We start from the raw sequence: 18,127 nt of genomic DNA, 5'->3' as shown, positions 1-18,127 counted from the left end.
AACGCGTTTCACACAGACGTTCGCCGCGCCTGCCTGAAATCACTTGAACCTGTTGCTCGACGCTCTCGCTTCGTCAGCTCTCGACACGGAAAGGGCGGCGCGCACATATCTCGCCACCCCCAACTTTCTCTCGCCGGATTTGCCTAACGCTTCGTGAGCCTCTTTGTCGCAGCGGATGCAGGTGTAGTGCCAACAGTTCTCGCGCGGATTCATTCCTGACGCGTCTGTTCTGCCTGCGGCCGCCTCTGGGCCAAAGTGCTACAAGACCGTTAAGCCTCGATTAACCCTGTTTTTGCCGCCAAACCATGGATTTGGCGAGTCTTTTAGCGGTTCCGGCCCCGGCCGTCCGCATGATTCTTTCATCACACGCTCTTCTGGAACCGGCCCGACAGCTCGCCAAAACCCTCGATCAGGGCCTCGGTGCCGTCGACTTCGCCTATCCGAGCCTTGACGTCACGCAGCCACGCCAAATTGGCCTCGCTGGGGTCCTCCCCCAAGGCCAGCTCGGCGTCCTTCAGCTCTCTAAGTAGTGAATGCCATTGCCGATGCAAGGCAACCAGCTGGTGCCAAGTGGAGAGAACGTCGTCCCGTGCCGCGCCTTCCCGCGCGCCCCACACCGCCGCGGTCGTGATGCCATTCTCAACCCTTTGAAGAAGCTGAGAAAATCCTCCCTTTTCGATGTCGGCCCGCATCTTCTCGGCCAGCTCGCCAGGGTCCGGCGAGTGGTGATGGTCGTTGGCGAAAGCGGCGATAATGCCGGCGCGGAGCTTGTGGGCCTCCGGATGGGCGAATTCCAGGGCGGCAACCTCCTCGAGGTGCTCATGCAGCAGCCAGGGGTGGTTGATCAGGCATTGCAGGATCAGGGCCTCCCTGCGGGAGATGACGCTGCGCTGGCCCTTCATGATCGGGCTCATCGCGAGCTGGGGGCTCGCCGCCTGGTAGGGGCCGGAGGGTAGCGGGGTGGGGCCGGGCGCGCCGCGGAACCCCTGGCCGCCGAATCGATTCGCCTGCCCGCCGCTCCGCGGCTGGAACGGGCGGCCGCCCTGACCGGGGCGGAAATTGCCACGGCCGGCAAAGCCGCCGCGCCCGCTCTCGGGCGCAAACGTACGCTGAAGCCGCTCGGCGAGATCCTGGCGATAATAGCGCCGCACCACCTCGTCGCGGATGCCGCCTGCGAGCTCCTTGATGCGCGCCTCCAGTGCAGCGCGCCGCTCGGGGGTGGCGAAGTTGCCGCCTTCGAGCTCGCGCGACCAGAGCATGTCGGCGAGCGGACGCGCCGCCGCGATCACCTCTTCCATCGCGCCACGCCCGCCGGAGCGGACGAGATCGTCGGGGTCCTGCCCTTCCGGCAGCAGCGCAAAGCGCAAGCTTTTTCCGGGCGCGAGAAACGGCAAGGCGAGATCGGCCGCACGATAGGCCGCCTTCTGGCCGGCCCTGTCGCCGTCGAAGCAGAGGATCGGCTCGTCCGCCATCTTCCAGAGCAGCGCGAGCTGGTTTTCGGTGAGCGCGGTGCCGAGCGGCGCCACGCTGCCGGCAAAGCCCGCGGTGACCATGGCGATGACGTCGACATAGCCTTCGACCACGATCAGCGCGCTGCCGTCATGCGTGGCTTTGCGCGCGGTCTGGTGGTTGTAGAGATTGTCGCCCTTGTGGAAGAGCGGCGTCTCCGGCGAGTTCAGGTATTTGGCCGGAACGTCCTTCTCCAGCGCGCGTCCGCCGAAGGCGATGACGCGGCCGCGCAGATCGGTGATCGGAAACATCACGCGATCGCGGAAGCGGTCATAGGGCACGGGAATATCGTCGCCGCCGATCAGCAGGCCGGTCTCGACCATGTCGTCGACGGAGACGCCGAGCTTGCCGAGATGCTCCTTCAGCGCGAAGCGATCGGGCGAGGCATAGCCGAGGCGGAACTGCAATTGCGTCGCCGGCGAGATGGCGCGATCGGCGAGATAGCCGCGCGCCTTGGCGCCGACGCGCGAAGCCAGCGTTTCGGCGAAATACTTTGCCGCGAGATCCATGACGTCATGCAGCGAGCGGCGCCGCTGCTCCTGGCGCGCCGCATCGGGCGTCACCGCCGGCAGCGGCAGGCCCGCCATGCTCGCGAGCCGCTCGACCGCCTCTGCGAACGGCAGGCCGTCGGTCTCCATCACGAAGGTGATGATGTCGCCATGCTTGCCGGAGGAGAAGTCGTGGTAAAAACCCTTCTGGTCGTTGACGTAGAAGGACGGCGTCTTCTCCTGCTGGAACGGCGACAGCCCCTTCCACTCCCGTCCGGCCTTCTTCAGCTTGACGCGCTTGCCCACGACTTCGGAAACCGAAAGCCGGGCACGCAGCTCGTCGAGGAATTGGGGCGTGAAGCGCATGGGGGTGTGTCTAGCGCGAAACCGTGTGAGTCGGGCGAAGGATCAGGGATATAGGTGCGGCCCGCCCAAAAGTCAGGTTTGTCAGGCTTATCCGGGTTATTCGACCTATGCACAGGCGCCGTCATCCCGAGGCGCCCATCCCGTCACCCCCGCGCAATGGCGAAGCCATTGTCGCTGGAGGCGCTCGCCTCTTCGGCGAGCCTCGAAGGGCGACGGAACAGGTGGCCGGGAATGACGCGAAAAGCTTGAACCTAACCCGGTTCCACGCTTCCATATCCCTATGTTCAGGACCTTTCGAGGCGGCCACAGCGGGGGCTGGCGCATCACCTCGATTTCGCCGGTGACGGGCGAGCCCCTGCCCTTCATGCCGGCGCTGTCGGTCACCGACAGCGAGGCGGTCTCGTTGCCGCTGGTGCCTTCGCGCAATGCGTGGCGGCTTGCCGGCGTGCCCAGCAGCTTGCGCTACACCGAGCGCGCTGAGAAGCAGCAGCTCGTGGCCGTGCAGGCCGGGCTCGGCCGGCTCGAGGCAACCAGCGCGGCGCTGATCCCGATCCGCAAGTCGCAGGCCTGGTGGGAGCTGACGCAGGAAGACCGCCGCAGGATTTTCGAGGACAGATCGCACCACATCGCCAGCAGCCTGCGCTTCCTGCCCGCCATCGCGCGGCAGCTCTATCACTGCCGCGACCTCGGCGGCCCCTTCGACTTCCTGACTTGGTTCGAGTTCGCCCCCGCGCACGCCTCGCTGTTCGAGGAGCTGGTGGCGATGCTCAGGCGCACCGAGGAATGGACTTACGTCGAACGCGAAGTGGACGTGCGCGTGGTCAAGGAAGTGCTGTCGGCCTAAAGCGCGAAGAGATCGCGCTTTAGGTTATTTTTTTTGAGCTTGATCTTGTCGGAAAACCGCTACGCACTTTTCCGGATCATGCTCTAGTGCTCCAGGAAGCGCCCCGACTCGATGCGGGGCAGATCGGCGACGGGCCAGTTGTAGACATAGGTCCACGCCTTGCCGGCGGTGCCGTCCGGCAGCGTCACGTCGATCAGCTTGCGCAGATATTCGGTCGGCTCCGGAAACCCCTCGCCGCAGGCCTCGTACATGTCGAGCTCGCGCAGCAGCTCGTCGGGCACGCGCATGTGGAACAGCTCGCCATGGACAAGGTCGGACGGCGCATCCGACAGCAGCAATCCCGGATAATGCTTGATGAGAAAGAGCCGGCCGCGGCAGGTCGCTTTACCCAGAAATTCCGCGTGGCCGGCAAGCAGCCGCGCCATCGGATGGTCGAAGCCACGCATCAGGGTGCCATAGACGAAGAGACGATCGGAGGTCATGGGGGTGTCTATAACTGTGAATTTTGCGGAACGACAGCGTTGCACATTCGATGTCGTCCTGGCCTAGTGCGCAATTGCGCACGGGGGCCAGGACCCATTACCCCGGGGAGCCGTTTGGCGAAGACTCGTCGTTCGGTACGACTACCGTTCGCAATCGATAGATTCCGCGGTATGGGTCCTGGCTTTCGCCAGGACGACGTTGGAGAGGCGTTGTGCCCGCCTTGCCGCGTAGGCGATCTCGAAGCCGACCCCGATGTCCACCTATAAGACTTCTGCCTCCAGCTCCTGGTCGTTGTCCTGGTCGTCCGAAACCACCTTGATGTTCACGTCCATGGCTTCGAAGGCATCCCCGGAGCCGATATAGACGCCGTGCAGCGGGATCGCCTGGCGCGGATCGCGGGCGACCGCGACCCGGATCAGGTCGCGGGTGCCGACGATGCCGTTGGTCGGATCGAACTCGATCCAGCCCGCGCTCGGCAAATAGACCTGCACCCAGGCGTGCGTCGAACCGCCGCCGACGTGCCGCTGCTCGATATCCTCCGGCACGAAGATGTAGCCGGAGACGAATCGCGCGGCGATGCCGAGCTGGCGCAGCGCCTCAATCATGAACAGCGCATAGTCCCGACAAGTTCCTGTGCCCGACTGCAAAGTGTCGAGCGGATGCTGCGTGCCCAACTCGTGGCGCTTGCGGTATTTGAACTGCTTGCGGATGCCGTGCGTCATGCCGCTCAAGATCTTGAAGGTCGGCGTCGGCGCGTCCTCGTCGAGGAAGCCGCGCGCCCACTCCGCGATCTCGCCGTCGGGATCGGTGTATTGCGGCGTGATGTACTGGACGAGATCGGGGAATTCCTCGTCGTCGTAGACGAAGGGATAGAAATAGGCCGGATCGTCCGGCGTCAGCGCGAACTCCTCCACCGGATTGTGCTCGACGGTGACATGCCAGTCGAAGATCAGCGCGTCCGCGCGCTCGTCGAAATTGGCGATCGCGACCGAATTGCCGAACACGTCGTGGATCCAGTGCAGCGACATCGGCTCGGGCGAGATTTCGAGCCTGGAGTCGAGCACGCGCAGATCGTGCCCGTCGCGCGGACGGAGCATGATCCGGTGTTCGCCGAACGCCACGGGGCGGTTATAGCGATATTCGGTCTTGTGATGAATCGTGAGCAGCGGCATCGTGAGGCGATCATGGTGACTTTGGGCGGATCAATCTATAGCGATTCTGCCCGATTCTTGGGGTGACTGCATTTTCCATAGGCAATCAGGATGGCTTTAGACACAGCCGACGCGACCGATCAACTGCTCGGCGAGGGTGACATTCCGCCAGTGCATGAGGTGAATGCGGCGGGGGCATCGCCCTTTCTGCTCACCGCGGATCACTACGGGCGGGTGCTGCCGCGCGCGCTCGGCGATCTCGGCGTCGCCGAGAACGAGCTGACGCGGCACATCGCCTGGGACATCGGCATTGCCGGCGTCGCCGAGCGGCTGGCAGAAATGCTGGATGCGCATCTGATCGCGCAGCGCTATTCGCGGCTCGTGATCGACTGCAACCGTCCGCCGGGCGCCGTGAGCTCGATTCCCGTGCTGTCAGAGGCAACGGCAATCCCGGGCAATGAGGGCATCTCCGCGGGCGAGCGCGCGGCAAGGCGGCGCGAGATTTTCGAGCCCTATCATCATCGCATCGATGCCACGATCGGCCGCCGCCTGCACGACAAGCGGCCGACGGTGCTGGTGTCGCTGCACAGCTTCACATCGGTCTATGCCGGTGTTGAGCGGCCCTGGCATATCGGCGCGCTCTACAACCGCGACACGGTGCTGCCGCAGCTCCTGATCAAACATCTACGCGCCGAGAGCGATCTCGTCGTCGGCGACAACGAGCCCTATGCGGTCAACGACCTCACCGACTACACCATCCCCGTGCATGGCGAAGCCCGCGGCCTCGTCAACACCGGCATCGAGATCCGCCAGGATCTGATCGCGGACCAGTCCGGCCAGCAGCAATGGGCCGAGCGGCTGGCGCGGATCTTTGCGGAGATCGAGCTGGGGTTGCGCGCGGAGAGGGTGGCATAGCCAGCCAGGCCGGCGCTGCGGTCAACCGCCACGCGTTGCCACGAACACCGCGAGCGCGGCAAAGATCGCGGCGATGCCCCACAGCACGTAGGCGATGCGGCCGTCGCCGCGGGCGTCGAGCGTGGCCTCGGCCGGATTGTCGGGATTGACGCGGACCTCGACGGTCGCGCCGTCCTGATAGCGCGACATCAGCTTTCGCAGCATCTCGTCAGACGCCGACGGCGTTCCTGCCGCGACGCGCGCGCATTCATTGGTGTAGCTGACGTTCTGATAGAGGTAGGTGTAGGTCACGCGCTTGCCGAACATCTCGGTGCCGCGGCGCTCGCCCGGCTCGCTCGCCTCGTGATATTCCTCGATTCCCGACAGCTTGATCGTGCCCGGCACGGTCGGCCACCGCGTCGCCATCGAGGCCTGCCGCTGCACGGCCCACGCCATCAGCGCGATGACGAGGCCGAACGCACCGAAGGCGACGACCAGGCCCGCGAGATCGGGCCGTGCGACGTGATGGGCGAGATATTGGTAACTCTGGTTGAGACCGAAGGCCGAGCCGAACACGATGGCGAGCACGACCACGGTACCGATGCCGAGACAGCCCCACAGGCCTTTGGGCAGATCGCGCTCCAGCACGGCCTGATCGGGATGGCGCGGATTGTAGTAGACGGTGACGATGCTGCCGGCGGGATATTTCGCGAGTTTCTCGGCGACCTGGAAATTGCCGAGGTCTTCGCCGATCGAGATGCGGTTGTTGCGCAGCTTGCGGCCGCCGACCGAATACTCGTAGGTCACGTTGGCGAAGTTGCGGTTCTCCATCCGATAACCGTCTTCGCGCTCGTCGTCGGACACCCTGACCTCGCGCACCTCGGCAACTGATGTAACCACCTTGCCGGGCGCCTGCGGCCAGCTCCGCGCCTCGCGCGCCTGCCAGGTCTTCACGACGGCGGCAATCAGGATCAGCGCGAGCGGCGCAAGCAGCATCGCGTAAACGAGCGGGGGCAGAGCAGGCACGGCAAAATCCTTCGTCAGCGGCAATGCCCGATTGGACGCATTGCCGCCGCGAAGGGTTCAAACCAAACCGGCCTCTGGAAGGTTATTTCGCCCTGGTCAGCGCCAGCCAGATGCCGCCGCCGATCATGAAGCCGCCGGAGATGCGCGACATCATCCGCGTGCGGCGGGCCGAGAAGAATTTTCGCGCGCGGCCGGCTGCAATCGCGTAGAGTGCGTCCGTCATCGCCGCGGTGACCATGAAAGTTGCGCCGAGCAGTGCGACTTGCGGGAAGTGGTCGCGGTTCATGTCCATGAACTGCGGGATGAAGGCACCGAAGAACACCAGCACCTTCGGGTTCGATAGCAACACCAGGAAACCTTGCAGGAAGAACCCGCCGCGCGGCGGCGGAGGCGGCTGGTCGACATTGACGCCCTCGACCGGCGCCCAGATCAGCTTGATGCCGAGCCAGACCAGGTAGGCGGCGCCGGCAAAGCGCACCCAGTCGAACCAGTAGCCCATGGTCGCCATCAGCGACGTCAGGCCGATCGCAACGATGCCGATGACGATGGCGAGCCCGGCCTGCGCGCCAAGGACATTGGTCAACGCCGCACGCGTGCCGTGACGCAGGCCGTTGGCGATGACGAGGGTGACGATAGGACCCGGCAGCAGCGCCAGCGCAATGCAGGCGGCGACAAAGGCGAGATAGGCTTGCATGGACATCAGGGAGGGACTCGGCTGAAAGCGGTTGAAGGCATTAATGCACGGGAAGAACGGGAACGGAAGACAGATGAGCGCAGTGTGCCCGCCCAACCACCGGTGTCATACCCCGCGGAGGCGGGGTATCCAGTACGCCGCGGCTTCTCGGTATCCCACGAGCGCCTCGGAATACTGGATCACCCGCTTTCGCGGGTGATGACAGCGGAGAACGTGGCGCGGGTCGCGCCCCCTCACCGCCCATCCAATGCAGCAGCCATCCATTGCTTCATCTCCTCCGTTTCCAGAAGCACGAGCGCGGCGCGCTGCGCGGCATTCGCCTCGCCCGCGCCTTGCGCCACCGCGACGAGCAGATCGCAGCGGCGCGACAGCGCGAGGCCGGCGGCGGCATGGCGCGCGCCGTCGGGCATGTCGAGATCGTAGTGCCTGATGCGGCCCTGCATGGCGGCGACGCTCACGGCCTCGCCCGGCGCGACCGGCGTGAAGCGTGGACTGATCAGGTCGATATCGGTGACACGATCGACCTCGTCGTCATCGGCAACGCCGGTGTCGCAATTGCAGAAGCCGCGCTTGGCGCGGACGTAGAGCTCGACGCCATCGCAGCCGCCCGCCGTACAACGGAACGCGCGGCCGGCGGGCCAGCCGTCGCGGGGAAACGGCCAGCTCATCTCCTGCCAATGCCCGGCGCGGTCCGTCGCATGGACACGCAGACCGGGCAGCGCGCCGAGGGCGATCAAGGCCATCAGCATCCTCGCCCCGCGCCGCATCGTCAGCTCTTCGGCGGGCCGGCGACGGCGCGCGCGGGACCGGTCAGTTCGAGGATATGCAGGCCGGTGTTGGCGCGGTCGACGATGTAGATGTAGCCGCGATCATCCGTCTCCACATTGTTGGTCTGGATCGCGACCTTGCAGCGTTCGCCGCCTTCGATCGGGATGCAGCGCTTGTCGGTCGCGCTCGTGATCGACGGAATGAAATAGCCGACCTCCTTGGGGTGATAGGGGTCGCGGATGTCGAGCGCGCGCACGCCGGCATTGAAGAAGGCGATGAAAGCCAGCTTCTTGTAGTAGACCGGCGCCATGCTCTCGTTCGAGGAGTGCGAGCCGAAGCGGCCGCCGCGCTGGCAGAACTGTCCGCTCGCCTCCGGCACGGTATAGCTCGAGATCATCATCGGCCGCGTCTCGGTGGTGACGTCCGCGAACCACACCATCTGCCGCGCCTCGCCGCATTCGTTGAGGATCGCCTCGTCCACGATCATCACGATGTCGCGGGTCCTGCCGTCCTTGTCCTCGGAAAATTCCGCAACGGGCATGTCGAGCATCGGGAACGTCGTGTGCGCGCCGTTGAAGGCGGACATCGGCATCCGCGCAATCTCGGGATAGCGCAGATTGTCCGGCGTCGGCTCCTTCGGCCCGTTCAGGAGCTTGTCACGATCGACGATCTGAAGGATGCCGCCCTTGTTGGTGCCGTACCCGAAAAAGACGCGATTGCCTTGGGGCCCGGTCGAGATCGGCCCGTGCAGTTCGGTCGGTACCGCGCCGGTGGCGCCGGGCTCCTGACCGGGCAGGCCGAAGTCGCGGATCTTCTGCGGATGCGCGGGATCGGAGAGGTCATAGACCTGCGTCATGCGCCGCGTGCGCCAGTCCGGCGCGCCCGAGACGAGAAAGGCGATACCGGTGTCGCATTCCCACCAGCTCTTGTGCGTGTCCTTCAAGCCGCCAATGCGCGCGATCAGCACAGGGCTGGCGGGATCGGCGACGTTCCAGATCTCATGCGCCTCGCTGCCGAAGGTGCGCAGCATGTACACCGCATTCGGATCGCCCTTCGGCAACGACTTGCCGTCGCAGACCCGCACCATCTGCGCGCCGCCGGATTCATATTTGCCTTCCTGCCCCGGCAGGTGACGCAGATATTTGGGATGCGCGGGATCGGTGACGTCGACGATCGAGGTTCCGTTCGGCTCCGCCTGTCCCGTCATCGGATTGACGGGAGCGGGCACGTCGTCGATGCCGCCGTGATGGCCGATATAGGCGATCCAGCGCTCGCCCTGATGATGGATGGTCGGCTGATAGGCGCTGCGCGCCTGGAGGTCGTTGGTCCCGACCAGCTTCATGTTGGAAGCTTCCGGCGGCGCGCCGATCGTCTGCTTCTGCGCGTAGGCCGGTGTGCCGCAAGCGAAGAAGACGAGGCCCGCGGCAGTTAAGACGCAACGGAACATGAATCCTCCCGGAACCAATCTGCGTTGGCTGAGCTGAAAGGCTAGCACAGCCGACTGCAGGCGCCCAGAACACGATTTCGCGGCCAGTCATTCCGGGGCGCACGAAGTGCGAACCCGGAATCTCGAGATTCCGGGTTCGACGCTAATGCGTCGCCCCGGAATGACGTGCCGCTTGACATGCAACCATTTGGTTGCCTATTATCACCGCCATGGATGAGGTCTTCAAAGCGCTCGCCGACGCGTCACGACGATCGCTGCTCGACAGGCTTCACGCCAGGAACGGCCAGACGCTGAACGAACTCTGCGAAGGCCTCGCGATGACGCGGCAGGCCGTGACCAAGCATCTGGTGATTCTGGAAGAGGCCAACCTGGTCACGGCCATCAGGCATGGCCGCGAGAAGCTGCATTACCTCAATCCGGTGCCGATCCATCAGATCGGCGAACGCTGGATCAGGAAGTTCGAACGCGGCAAGCTCGCCGCGCTCGGCGAGTTGAAACGCCAGTTGGAGAAGCGCGATGAGTAAGCCGCAATTCGTCTATGTGAGCTATATCGAGACCTCGCCGGAAAAGCTGTGGGAGGCGCTGACGTCGAGCGAGTTCACCAGGCAATACTGGTTCGGCGCCGAGATCCGTTCCGACTGGAAGGTCGGCTCGCCCTTCGCGCTTCTGCTGGACGGCGAAATCACCGATTCCGGCGAGATCCTCGAGGCCGATCCGCCGCGGCGCCTGTCCTACAGCTTCAAGCACCAGAAATACGAAGAGCTCCGCGGCGAGCCGATCTCGCGCGTCGTCTTCACCATCGAACCGTTCGGCTCGCTCGTGCGTTTGACCGTGCTGCATGACGGCTTCGTCGAGGGCGGCAAATATCTCGGCGCCGTCTCCAATGGCTGGCCGGCGATCCTGTCAGGCCTCAAGAGCCTGTTGGAGCGAGGCAAGGTGCTCGCCATTCCCCGCGCAGCCCTCAACAAGGGATTCGACGCAAAATGAACCTCGATCAATTCAAGCCGCTCACCGTCTATACCATCTACATCGCCTCCACACCGGAGAAGGTGTGGGAGGCGCTGACCTCGGCCGAGTTCAGCCGGCAGTATTTCTTCGGCAATGCCGTGGAGGTCGAGCCGCGGCTCGGCGGCGCGTTCGTCGTGCGCACGCCCGACGGCGCCCTGCACATCAGCGGCGAGGTCCTCTCTTACGATCCGCCGCGAAAGCTCTCGGTCACCTTCAACGTCAACTGGCCGGATCTGATCGAGAAGCTCGGCCCGACCCTCGTCACCTACGAGATCGAAGAGGTCGGCGACGCGGTCCGTCTCACCATGAGCGAAGGCCATGACCGGCCGCTCAGCGACGACATCCTCTCCGGCGGACGGCAGGGCTGGCCGGCGATCCTCTCCAGCCTCAAGAGCATGCTCGAGACCAGCAAGCCGCTGGTGGTGAAGATGGGCCCGCCGCAGCGGATGCTGGATGCCCTGAAGGCGATGGGGATCAAGACGCCGTAGCGGCCGGAATCTGCGCCCTCATCGCTTCTTCTTCGCCGGCGGCGGTTGAATCTCGTCGATCTTGCGACGGCAATCCCCTTCCGAATCGTGCGGGCCCGAGACAAAGGTCCCACTGACCTTGATCGCGTACCAGCCCGACTCCACGCCGAGCCGGAGTGCTTCGTCTGTCTTGACGTGTCGTGGGGAGAGAGTTTGCATCAGGTGCTTTCGGTTGGCGTTCGATCTCGTATCGAACCGCGGTGGAATCTTTCAGGCATATCCGGCACGCGCCCGCCGCGTCCGGCTCACCCGCGGGAACGGGCAATATGCGCAACCATCGCCGTTACGATGGCGTGATGAGCCAGCTCCGCCGGTGCGAGGAATGAGCCGTTTCGTGTCGCGCGCGCATGGTCACGGCGCCGCGTGTGCGAAAGGACGACCGGACTTTCCGACATTGGCGCACCGTGCGCGCAATCACTGCAATTAGCTATCGTTTTCTCGCCCGCGCCGCGCTTTTGACGCGCCAAATGCCGTTCTCGATCGAATAAGGCCGCCGAAGCCTCGTTTTCGACTGCTTGGTCGTGCGTCGGGCTTGCCTCTCACGGCACCGGCGCCACCAGACGCCGATAGAGATGCCACGTCGCATGGCCGAGCACCGGCAGCGTCACGATCAGCCCGAGGAAGTAAGGCAGCGCGGAGACGATCAGCAGCATCACGATCACGGCCGCCCAACCGATCATCGGCAGCGGGCTGGTCACGACCGCACGCACGCTCGTCACCATGGCCGTGACGAAATCGACCTCGCGGTCGAGCAGCAACGGAAACGACACCACGGTGAGCGAGAATAGGATCAGCGACAACACGGCGCCGACCGCGTTGCCGATGGCGAGGAACAGCAGACCCTCATTGGTCGTCAGCACCACCGTCATGAACTCCTGAAGGCTCGAGAACGAGGCGTGCAGGCCGAGCAGCAGCGCGATCAGGAGCCTCACCTGGTACATCCAGATCACGAACATGAACAGCGTGACGAACGCCATCCAGCCGATCTCGCTGCGCGAGCGTATCGCCGACCAGATCGCGCCGAAGGAGACGGGCTCGCCGCGCTCGCGGCGGCGGCTGACCTCGTAGAGACCGATCGCGACGAACGGGCCGATCAGCGCGAAACCGGCGGCCAGGGGATAGACCAGGTAGACCATGCCGAAAGCGGTGAGGCAGAGCATGATGGCGATGCCGCCGGCGGCATAGAGTGCGCCGAAGCAAAGCCCGTAGAGCGGCAGCGCCTGGAAATCGCGGAGACCCTCGACCAGCGCCTCGGCAATGTCGGTCGCCATAACGGGACGCACCACCGGATCGACCTTGCCCGAGATGGACATCAGCTTCCTCCTCATTTGCCGGTGCGATCTTCGTCGCACGCGGTTCGTCCGTGATATTAGCGCCGTCGGGCGCCGCGCGCACGCGCAGTTTGGTTCCGGATGACGGTATCCTGGGAGCCCGGCGGCGCTGCGTCGACGCCCCCTGTCGGGGGCTCACCCGTGCTGCGCGCAACCTCAGAATCTTTCCCCCCTCGAGGGCTTTTGGGCACGATGCCTATGGACGGAACGGACGGTGGTGCCGCAAATTGCACCTTCGAACCAGCACACGCGATGACCAGAGCGGACCACCCGACCGATGAGCTTGCGTACCCGGCTACTGATACTCGTCATCGCGGCCATGCTGGTGCCGGCGAGCCTCGTCGGGCTGCGTTTCATGCAGAATCGAAGCAGCGACATCAACGCCGCCCTGACCAATCTGGCGGCGGCGGCCGACGAGATTGCAAGCGATCTGGACGAGAAGATCCAGGGCACCGCGCAGCTTCACTATGGTCTCGCCCGTGCCCGCGACCTCGACACGCGCGACAAGGCGGCGTGCTCGGCGTTCCTGTCGGAAGTGCGCGAGGAATACCCGCAGTTCACCGGGATATTGACCATCGATCCCGACGGCAGCCTGTTCTGCGACTCGCTGCGGACCAACCGCACGCTCGACCTGAGGGATCGCGCCTATTTCAAGCAGGCCCTAGTCTCGCGCGGTGTCGTGCTCGAGCCGGTCTTCGGCCGGCTGACCGGACTGTCAGTGCTCCAGATCGCATATCCTGTGCGATCGGAAGCCGGCGCGCTGAAGCTGATCCTGCTGGCTTCGTTCAACCTGCGCAAATTCGCGGAGTTTCACCACAAGCGGCTGCTCGCCGAGAAGGATATCCTGCTCGTCGATGCCAAGGGCACGGTTCTGGTCGCTCCCTCCGGCGGAGGCTGGACCGAGCCCGTCGGCGGGTCGATCGCGGGATCCGAACTGTTCCGCTTCGCGGCAACGCCCGACCGGAAGGCGTTTCAGGAAGTGACCGATCGCGAGGGCCGCACCCATGTCTGGAGTGTCGCCGCCCGCTCGCCGTCGACCCGGGATGCCGGTCTCTACATCCTGGTCGGACGGTCCAAGGACGGGCTGGTCGCGGCAGCGAACCGACGACTCTACGAGGACATGGCGATCCTGGCGGTGGCCTCGCTGCTGCTGCTGGCGGCGGTCTGGATCCTCGCGACGGTGAGCGTCGGCCGCCAGGTCGGGCGGCTCGCCGCGATGGCCAAGAGGCTCGGGCGCGGTGACCTCGGCGCGCGAATTCTGCCGCCCCATCCGCGCGGCGAACTCGGCGGACTGATGAGCCTGCTCAACGACACCGCCGAGTCGCTCCAGCAGCAACGCGCCGCCATCGCGGAGCTCAACCAGAAACTCAGCCAGTCCCAGAAGATGGAGGCCATGGGCCAGCTCACCGGCGGCGTGGCGCACGATTTCAACAATCTGCTGACCGTCATTCTCGGCAATGCGGAGCATCTTGCCGACAGCCTGGCGGGAAACAAGGAATTGCACCGGATCGCCGGCGATATCGCGACCGCCGCGGAGCGCGGCTCAGACCTGACGCGCAGCCTGCTCGCCTTCGCGCGCAAGCAGCCCCTGAGGCCGAGGGAGATCGACATCGCCGGCAGGATTCGCGACATGGAGCCGTTGCTGCGTCGGACCCTGGGCGGGCACATCGAGTGCGCTTTCGCGCTCGAGGCGAATGTGTGGTTGACCAGCGTCGATCCCGGCCAGCTGACAACTGCGCTGCTCAACCTCGTGCTCAACGCGCGCGACGCCTTGCCTGACGGCGGCAAGCTGACGGTCGAGGTGCGCAACGTTTCGCTCGAAGAAACTGACGTCGACGTCAACGGCGAGCCGCGGCCCGGCGACTACGTCATGGTCGCGGTGACGGACACGGGCAGCGGCATGACCGCCGAGGTGGCGAGCCGCGCGTTCGAGCCGTTCTTCACCACCAAGGAGGTCGGCAAGGGGACCGGGCTTGGCCTCAGCATGGTCTACGGGTTCGTGCGACAATCCGGCGGCCTGGTGCAGATGCAGTCCGAACCGGGACACGGCAGTGTCGTCAGGCTGTTCTTTCCCCGCCTCGCAATGCCGCCGACCGAGGACCCATCCCCCCAGGATCGGACCGTCGCACCCGATGGAAGCGAGACCATTCTCGTGGTCGAGGACGACGACATGGTTCGGGCCTATGTCGTGAACGAGCTGAAGACGCTCGGCTACCGCGTCATCGCGGCGCCGAACGGCCCCGCGGCGCTCGACCTGTTGCGCCGACCGGGGGACATCCACCTGCTGTTCACCGACGTCGTGATGCCCGGCGGCATGTTCGGGCCGGAGCTTGCCAGGCAGGCCACCGGCTTGCGGCCCGAGCTCAAGGTGCTCTTCACCTCCGGCTACACCCAAAATCCCGTCAAGACGCCCGACGGGCTCGGCGACGCCCGTATTCTGACAAAACCGTTCCGGCGGCACGACCTCGCCGCGATGCTGCGGTCCGCCCTGTCGGCGCCGCCGCGATGACGTCAGGACGACCACGTGAGCAGAAGCGCCACGCCAAGATTGGCCGCGAACAGGGCCGCGTCGATGACGAATATCCTGAGCATCGGGCCTTTGAGCACCGGCCAGTAAGCCACGCCGACACGTCCGCCACGCATCAGGATCGGCAGGTTATAGGCGAACTGGCTGAAGTGGCAGGCGGCGAAGAACAGGAACAGCACAAGCTGCGCCTCGACGGGCTGGAAGAACGGCGGGCGCGCGACCAGAAGAAAGAACGACAAAAGCCCGATCGGCAAATTCATCCCGCCCAGGAACGCCACGCTGGCCGCGAGGGTCGGCGCGATTGGATTGCTCCGCTCTTCCCGCGGCAGCAAGATCTTCAACGTGTTGCGCTGTGCAATGCTGAACTGGATGAATGCGCCGCCGAACCAGAGCGCGTTGAGAAGCAGAACGAAATCCGAAAGGCGCATTTCTATTTTCCGTAAAAGGCTTCGCTGCGCACCACGCGGCCGGCAGCGTCGAAATCCATGAACTCGCTGGCGCGCGTGTCGCCCAATTGCCACCACACCGTCAACCGCGCGATTGTCTCGTCCCAGCTCCAACTCAGGATCTTCAGATCGGCGCTTTCGATGTGGCCATAGGCCTTCCGCCAGTAGGCGCGGATGTTTTCGGCGCCAGCGACGACAGGAGAGCCGGTCAGTGTCAGCGCCAGCGGGCTGCGCATCTGCGCATTGTCGGCAAAGTGCGCGACGACCGCGTCGATATCGACCTTGCACCAGTTCGCGCACCATGCCGCGACGAAGCGCTCGGCGGCTGCGCGATTCATTATCTGTGCACTCGTGTCTTGAGCGCTCATCTCTTGAGCGCTCCCGGCTTCCGTCCGCTCATGACGCGGCCCTCCCCTGGCTCGTTGCCGGGAAAGTGGCAAAGTCCACGCCTCATGTCAACTATGTTGACTTGAGAATTCGTCAGTGGTTGTCGGCGATCGCCCCCATGACGGCCATCCATGACGCCGCGCCGGACGCCCCGACGCGATCGAACGCCGCGCGCAGGGCCTTGCGCTCGTGGTCCGATGCCCTTTGCTCGATACGTTTCCCGGCGTCCGTCAGGCGCAGCAGCTTGGAGCGATGCTGCTCGGGCGAGCGCTTCGACGTCAGGAGCTTGCGCTCCAGCAGCAGGTTGAGCGGCCGGTTCAACGCCTGCTTGGAAATGCCGAGGATCTCGATCAGCGCGCCGATCGCGATGTCGGGCCGGCGGGCCACCACGTAGAGGATACGATGGTGCGGGCGCGACAGGCCCTGCTTTGCAAGATACTCGTCGGCCTCCAGCGTCATCCCGCGCCAGCCGTAATACATGAGCTCCAGCGCAGCATCGAGATCGTGCAGCTTCGCAAGTGAGGCGCGGTGAAGCCCCGCGGCTTGAGGCGTCTTTGGCATTGGAAGAAGCTAACCCTTCGCCCGCAGTTCGCGCCGCAGCACCTTGCCGGTCGCCGTCATCGGCAGCGTCTCGGCGAACTCCACGAAGCGCGGATATTCGTGCGCGGCGAGCTGCACCTTCACGAACTCCTGGATCTCGCGCGCGAGCGCGTCGCTGCCGGTAAAGCCCGGACGCAGCACGATCCAGGCCTTGATCGACTCCGTGCGGATCGGATCGGGAATGCCGACCACCGCGGCCATCGCCACCGACGGATGCTTCATCAGCGTGTGCTCGATCTCGGATGGGCCGACGCGATAGCCGGCGGTGGTGATGACGTCGTCCTCGCGGCTGACATACCAGAAATAGCCGTCCTCGTCCTGCACGCCGAGATCGCCGGTGAGCAGGAAGTCGCCGGCATATTTCTTCGCGGTCGCCTCCGGATTGCGCCAGTATTCGAGCATGGTGACGGGGCACGGCTGGCGCACGCCGATGATGCCGCGCTGCCCGCGCGGCAGCTCCTCGCCCTTGTCGTTGACGATGCGGACGTCGAAGCCCGGCGTCGCCTTGCCCATCGCGCCGGGCCGGATCGGAAACAGGTTGGAGTTGCTGCCGATCACGAGATTGCACTCGGTCTGGCCGAATACTTCGTGCGCGTCGATGCCGAAGGTCTCGCGCACCCAGCCCAAGAGTTCGCCGCCGAGCGATTCGCCGCCGGTGAAGATGCTGCGCAGCTTGACGCCGGGATGCTTCACACCGGCCTGCCGCATCAGCTTCAGCGCCGTCGGCGGCAGGAAGACGTTGCGGACGGAAAGATCGGCCATCATCTGCATCGCCGCCTGCGGCTCGAATTTTCGGGCGCGGTGACCGACCAGGGGGATGCCGTGATACCAGAACGCGAGCAGGCCGTTGACGAGGCCGCCGATCCAGGCCCAGTCCGCCGGCGTCCACATCAGATCGCCGGGGCGCGGCAGGAAGTTGTGGCACATCTCGACGTTCGGCAGATGGCCGAGCACGACGCGATGCGCATGCAGCGCGCCCTTCGGATTGCCCGTTGTGCCCGAGGTGTAGATGATCAGCGCAGGATCGTCGGCCGAGGTGTCGACGGTCGCAAAATCCTCGGACGCGGTTTCGATCGCCGGCCAGAACGGTTTTGCGCCGGCGTGGACGGCGCCGCTCGTGACATAGATGTCCTGCAAATAGGGCAGCCGATCGCGGACCCTCGTGAGCTTCTCCCAGCCCGCCTCATCAGTGATGATGGCTCTTGCTTGCGAATTCGACAGGCGAAATTCCAGCGCGTCCTCGCCGAACAGCGCGAACAGCGGGATCGAGATCAGCCCGGAGCGGAACGCCGCCATATGCGCGATAGGCAGCTCCAGCGACTGCGACAGGAACACCGCGACGCGGTCACCGCGCGCAAGGCCATCCGCCTTCAGCACGTTGGCGAAGCGGCGCGACATCTCCGCGACCTCGTCGAAGGAGGTGCGCGTGGTGGCGCCGTTCTCGTCGACATAGATCAGCGCGAGACGGCCGGTACCGTCGGCATGGCGGTCGCAGCACGCCTCCGCCATGTTGAAGCGCGCCGGGATATCCCAGCGGAAGTTGCGATAGAGCTCGTCGTAGGTCTTGGCTTCGGTGAGCATGGCTCGCGTTTCCACGGTCTTGGCGTCATGGCCGGGCGAAAGCGCGAAGC

The 18,127-nt window shown here is 65.0% G+C and carries 19 protein-coding genes; 6 read left to right on the top strand and 13 right to left on the bottom strand.

Going from position 1 to position 18,127, the window contains the following annotated elements; translation table 11 throughout:
- Positions 1-362: 362 nt before the first annotated feature.
- Positions 363-2,363: a DNA primase gene (gene dnaG, locus AAFG50_RS07220; protein WP_028172862.1), complete on the bottom strand. Its 2,001-nt coding sequence runs from the start codon at positions 2,361-2,363 to the stop codon at positions 363-365.
- Positions 2,364-2,643: 280 nt separating this feature from the next.
- Between dnaG and AAFG50_RS07215 the strand changes: the two genes are divergently transcribed.
- Positions 2,644-3,207 (top strand): chlorite dismutase family protein, encoded by a 564-nt coding sequence (locus AAFG50_RS07215; RefSeq protein WP_028172861.1) that lies wholly within the window; start codon positions 2,644-2,646, stop codon positions 3,205-3,207.
- Positions 3,208-3,290: 83 nt separating this feature from the next.
- Here the strand turns inward: AAFG50_RS07215 and AAFG50_RS07210 are convergent, their stop codons facing one another.
- Both AAFG50_RS07210 and AAFG50_RS07205 read right to left on the bottom strand, forming a co-directional pair.
- A complete protein-coding gene (locus tag AAFG50_RS07210; RefSeq protein WP_028172860.1) occupies positions 3,291-3,689 on the bottom strand; it encodes a gamma-glutamylcyclotransferase family protein in 399 nt (132 codons plus the stop codon).
- A gap of 261 nt (positions 3,690-3,950) precedes the next feature.
- A complete protein-coding gene (locus tag AAFG50_RS07205) occupies positions 3,951-4,862 on the bottom strand; it encodes a transglutaminase family protein (protein WP_028172859.1) in 912 nt (303 codons plus the stop codon).
- Between the two features lie 90 nt (positions 4,863-4,952).
- On the opposite strand from AAFG50_RS07205, the gene AAFG50_RS07200 reads away from it, so the two are divergent.
- Positions 4,953-5,756, top strand: a complete 804-nt coding sequence (locus AAFG50_RS07200; protein ID WP_028172858.1) for an N-formylglutamate amidohydrolase — start codon at positions 4,953-4,955, stop codon at positions 5,754-5,756.
- A gap of 21 nt (positions 5,757-5,777) precedes the next feature.
- Here the strand turns inward: AAFG50_RS07200 and AAFG50_RS07195 are convergent, their stop codons facing one another.
- The 4 genes from AAFG50_RS07195 to AAFG50_RS07180 all read right to left on the bottom strand — a co-directional run bounded on the left by AAFG50_RS07195 (position 5,778) and on the right by AAFG50_RS07180 (position 9,670).
- Entirely contained in the window at positions 5,778-6,761 is a 984-nt protein-coding gene (locus tag AAFG50_RS07195; protein WP_028172857.1) for a DUF3592 domain-containing protein, read from the bottom strand.
- Between the two features lie 82 nt (positions 6,762-6,843).
- Positions 6,844-7,461, bottom strand: a complete 618-nt coding sequence (locus AAFG50_RS07190; RefSeq protein WP_011090091.1) for a LysE family translocator — start codon at positions 7,459-7,461, stop codon at positions 6,844-6,846.
- Between the two features lie 227 nt (positions 7,462-7,688).
- Positions 7,689-8,198 (bottom strand): hypothetical protein, encoded by a 510-nt coding sequence (locus AAFG50_RS07185; RefSeq protein ID WP_231166630.1) that lies wholly within the window; start codon positions 8,196-8,198, stop codon positions 7,689-7,691.
- Positions 8,199-8,224: 26 nt separating this feature from the next.
- A complete protein-coding gene (locus tag AAFG50_RS07180; protein WP_028172856.1) occupies positions 8,225-9,670 on the bottom strand; it encodes a hypothetical protein in 1,446 nt (481 codons plus the stop codon).
- A gap of 209 nt (positions 9,671-9,879) precedes the next feature.
- Here AAFG50_RS07180 and AAFG50_RS07175 point away from each other — a divergent pair, with 209 nt between their 5' ends.
- Genes AAFG50_RS07175 through AAFG50_RS07165 form a run of 3 tightly spaced genes read left to right on the top strand, consistent with a single transcriptional unit; the run spans position 9,880 to position 11,166 of the window.
- Positions 9,880-10,194 carry a metalloregulator ArsR/SmtB family transcription factor gene (locus AAFG50_RS07175; RefSeq protein ID WP_011090094.1) on the top strand — a complete coding sequence of 105 codons (315 nt, stop codon included), beginning with the start codon at positions 9,880-9,882 and terminating at the stop codon, positions 10,192-10,194.
- Entirely contained in the window at positions 10,187-10,657 is a 471-nt protein-coding gene (locus tag AAFG50_RS07170; RefSeq protein WP_011090095.1) for an SRPBCC family protein, read from the top strand. Before AAFG50_RS07175 ends, AAFG50_RS07170 begins: the two co-directional genes overlap by 8 nt.
- Positions 10,654-11,166: an SRPBCC family protein gene (locus tag AAFG50_RS07165; RefSeq protein WP_028172855.1), complete on the top strand. Its 513-nt coding sequence runs from the start codon at positions 10,654-10,656 to the stop codon at positions 11,164-11,166. Before AAFG50_RS07170 ends, AAFG50_RS07165 begins: the two co-directional genes overlap by 4 nt.
- Before the next feature lie 18 nt (positions 11,167-11,184).
- On the opposite strand, the gene AAFG50_RS07160 is transcribed toward AAFG50_RS07165, so the two are convergent.
- Complete coding sequence (locus tag AAFG50_RS07160) at positions 11,185-11,364, bottom strand: hypothetical protein (protein WP_028172854.1); 180 nt, start codon at positions 11,362-11,364, stop codon at positions 11,185-11,187.
- A gap of 380 nt (positions 11,365-11,744) precedes the next feature.
- A complete protein-coding gene (locus AAFG50_RS07155; RefSeq protein WP_028172853.1) occupies positions 11,745-12,518 on the bottom strand; it encodes a DUF2189 domain-containing protein in 774 nt (257 codons plus the stop codon).
- A 295-nt stretch (positions 12,519-12,813) separates the two neighbouring features.
- Here AAFG50_RS07155 and AAFG50_RS07150 point away from each other — a divergent pair, with 295 nt between their 5' ends.
- Positions 12,814-15,045, top strand: a complete 2,232-nt coding sequence (locus AAFG50_RS07150; RefSeq protein WP_028172852.1) for an ATP-binding protein — start codon at positions 12,814-12,816, stop codon at positions 15,043-15,045.
- A 2-nt stretch (positions 15,046-15,047) separates the two neighbouring features.
- On the opposite strand, the gene AAFG50_RS07145 is transcribed toward AAFG50_RS07150, so the two are convergent.
- From AAFG50_RS07145 to AAFG50_RS07130, 4 genes are all read right to left on the bottom strand, one after another.
- On the bottom strand, positions 15,048-15,491 hold the full coding sequence (locus AAFG50_RS07145; protein ID WP_028172851.1) for a hypothetical protein: 444 nt from the start codon (positions 15,489-15,491) through the stop codon (positions 15,048-15,050).
- 2 nt (positions 15,492-15,493) lie between these two features.
- A complete protein-coding gene (locus tag AAFG50_RS07140) occupies positions 15,494-15,847 on the bottom strand; it encodes a nuclear transport factor 2 family protein (RefSeq protein WP_039187060.1) in 354 nt (117 codons plus the stop codon).
- Positions 15,848-15,989: 142 nt separating this feature from the next.
- The gene (locus AAFG50_RS07135) at positions 15,990-16,457 is read right to left on the bottom strand and encodes a MarR family transcriptional regulator (RefSeq protein ID WP_028172849.1); all 468 of its coding nucleotides are present in this window, start codon (positions 16,455-16,457) and stop codon (positions 15,990-15,992) included.
- Between the two features lie 9 nt (positions 16,458-16,466).
- The gene (locus AAFG50_RS07130) at positions 16,467-18,077 is read right to left on the bottom strand and encodes an acyl-CoA synthetase (protein WP_028172848.1); all 1,611 of its coding nucleotides are present in this window, start codon (positions 18,075-18,077) and stop codon (positions 16,467-16,469) included.
- Positions 18,078-18,127 lie beyond the last annotated feature (50 nt).

It is taken from the genome of Bradyrhizobium sp. B039 (assembly GCF_038965675.1).
Taxonomy (GTDB): domain Bacteria; phylum Pseudomonadota; class Alphaproteobacteria; order Rhizobiales; family Xanthobacteraceae; genus Bradyrhizobium; species Bradyrhizobium diazoefficiens.
This window is presented reverse-complemented; position numbering and strand designations above follow the sequence as displayed.

Bases quoted from the DNA above. Each gene is read 5' to 3' on its own strand.
- dnaG (WP_028172862.1), bottom strand. From the start codon at position 2,363: ATGCGCTTCACGCCCCAATTCCTCGACGAGCTGCGTGCCCGGCTTTCG.
- AAFG50_RS07215 (WP_028172861.1), top strand. From the start codon at position 2,644: ATGTTCAGGACCTTTCGAGGCGGCCACAGCGGGGGCTGGCGCATCACC.
- AAFG50_RS07210 (WP_028172860.1), bottom strand. From the start codon at position 3,689: ATGACCTCCGATCGTCTCTTCGTCTATGGCACCCTGATGCGTGGCTTC.
- AAFG50_RS07205 (WP_028172859.1), bottom strand. From the start codon at position 4,862: ATGCCGCTGCTCACGATTCATCACAAGACCGAATATCGCTATAACCGC.
- AAFG50_RS07200 (WP_028172858.1), top strand. From the start codon at position 4,953: ATGGCTTTAGACACAGCCGACGCGACCGATCAACTGCTCGGCGAGGGT.
- AAFG50_RS07190 (WP_011090091.1), bottom strand. From the start codon at position 7,461: ATGTCCATGCAAGCCTATCTCGCCTTTGTCGCCGCCTGCATTGCGCTG.
- AAFG50_RS07185 (WP_231166630.1), bottom strand. From the start codon at position 8,198: ATGGCCTTGATCGCCCTCGGCGCGCTGCCCGGTCTGCGTGTCCATGCG.
- AAFG50_RS07180 (WP_028172856.1), bottom strand. From the start codon at position 9,670: ATGTTCCGTTGCGTCTTAACTGCCGCGGGCCTCGTCTTCTTCGCTTGC.
- AAFG50_RS07175 (WP_011090094.1), top strand. From the start codon at position 9,880: ATGGATGAGGTCTTCAAAGCGCTCGCCGACGCGTCACGACGATCGCTG.
- AAFG50_RS07170 (WP_011090095.1), top strand. From the start codon at position 10,187: ATGAGTAAGCCGCAATTCGTCTATGTGAGCTATATCGAGACCTCGCCG.
- AAFG50_RS07165 (WP_028172855.1), top strand. From the start codon at position 10,654: ATGAACCTCGATCAATTCAAGCCGCTCACCGTCTATACCATCTACATC.
- AAFG50_RS07160 (WP_028172854.1), bottom strand. From the start codon at position 11,364: ATGCAAACTCTCTCCCCACGACACGTCAAGACAGACGAAGCACTCCGG.
- AAFG50_RS07155 (WP_028172853.1), bottom strand. From the start codon at position 12,518: ATGTCCATCTCGGGCAAGGTCGATCCGGTGGTGCGTCCCGTTATGGCG.
- AAFG50_RS07150 (WP_028172852.1), top strand. From the start codon at position 12,814: ATGAGCTTGCGTACCCGGCTACTGATACTCGTCATCGCGGCCATGCTG.
- AAFG50_RS07145 (WP_028172851.1), bottom strand. From the start codon at position 15,491: ATGCGCCTTTCGGATTTCGTTCTGCTTCTCAACGCGCTCTGGTTCGGC.
- AAFG50_RS07140 (WP_039187060.1), bottom strand. From the start codon at position 15,847: ATGAATCGCGCAGCCGCCGAGCGCTTCGTCGCGGCATGGTGCGCGAAC.
- AAFG50_RS07135 (WP_028172849.1), bottom strand. From the start codon at position 16,457: ATGCCAAAGACGCCTCAAGCCGCGGGGCTTCACCGCGCCTCACTTGCG.
- AAFG50_RS07130 (WP_028172848.1), bottom strand. From the start codon at position 18,077: ATGCTCACCGAAGCCAAGACCTACGACGAGCTCTATCGCAACTTCCGC.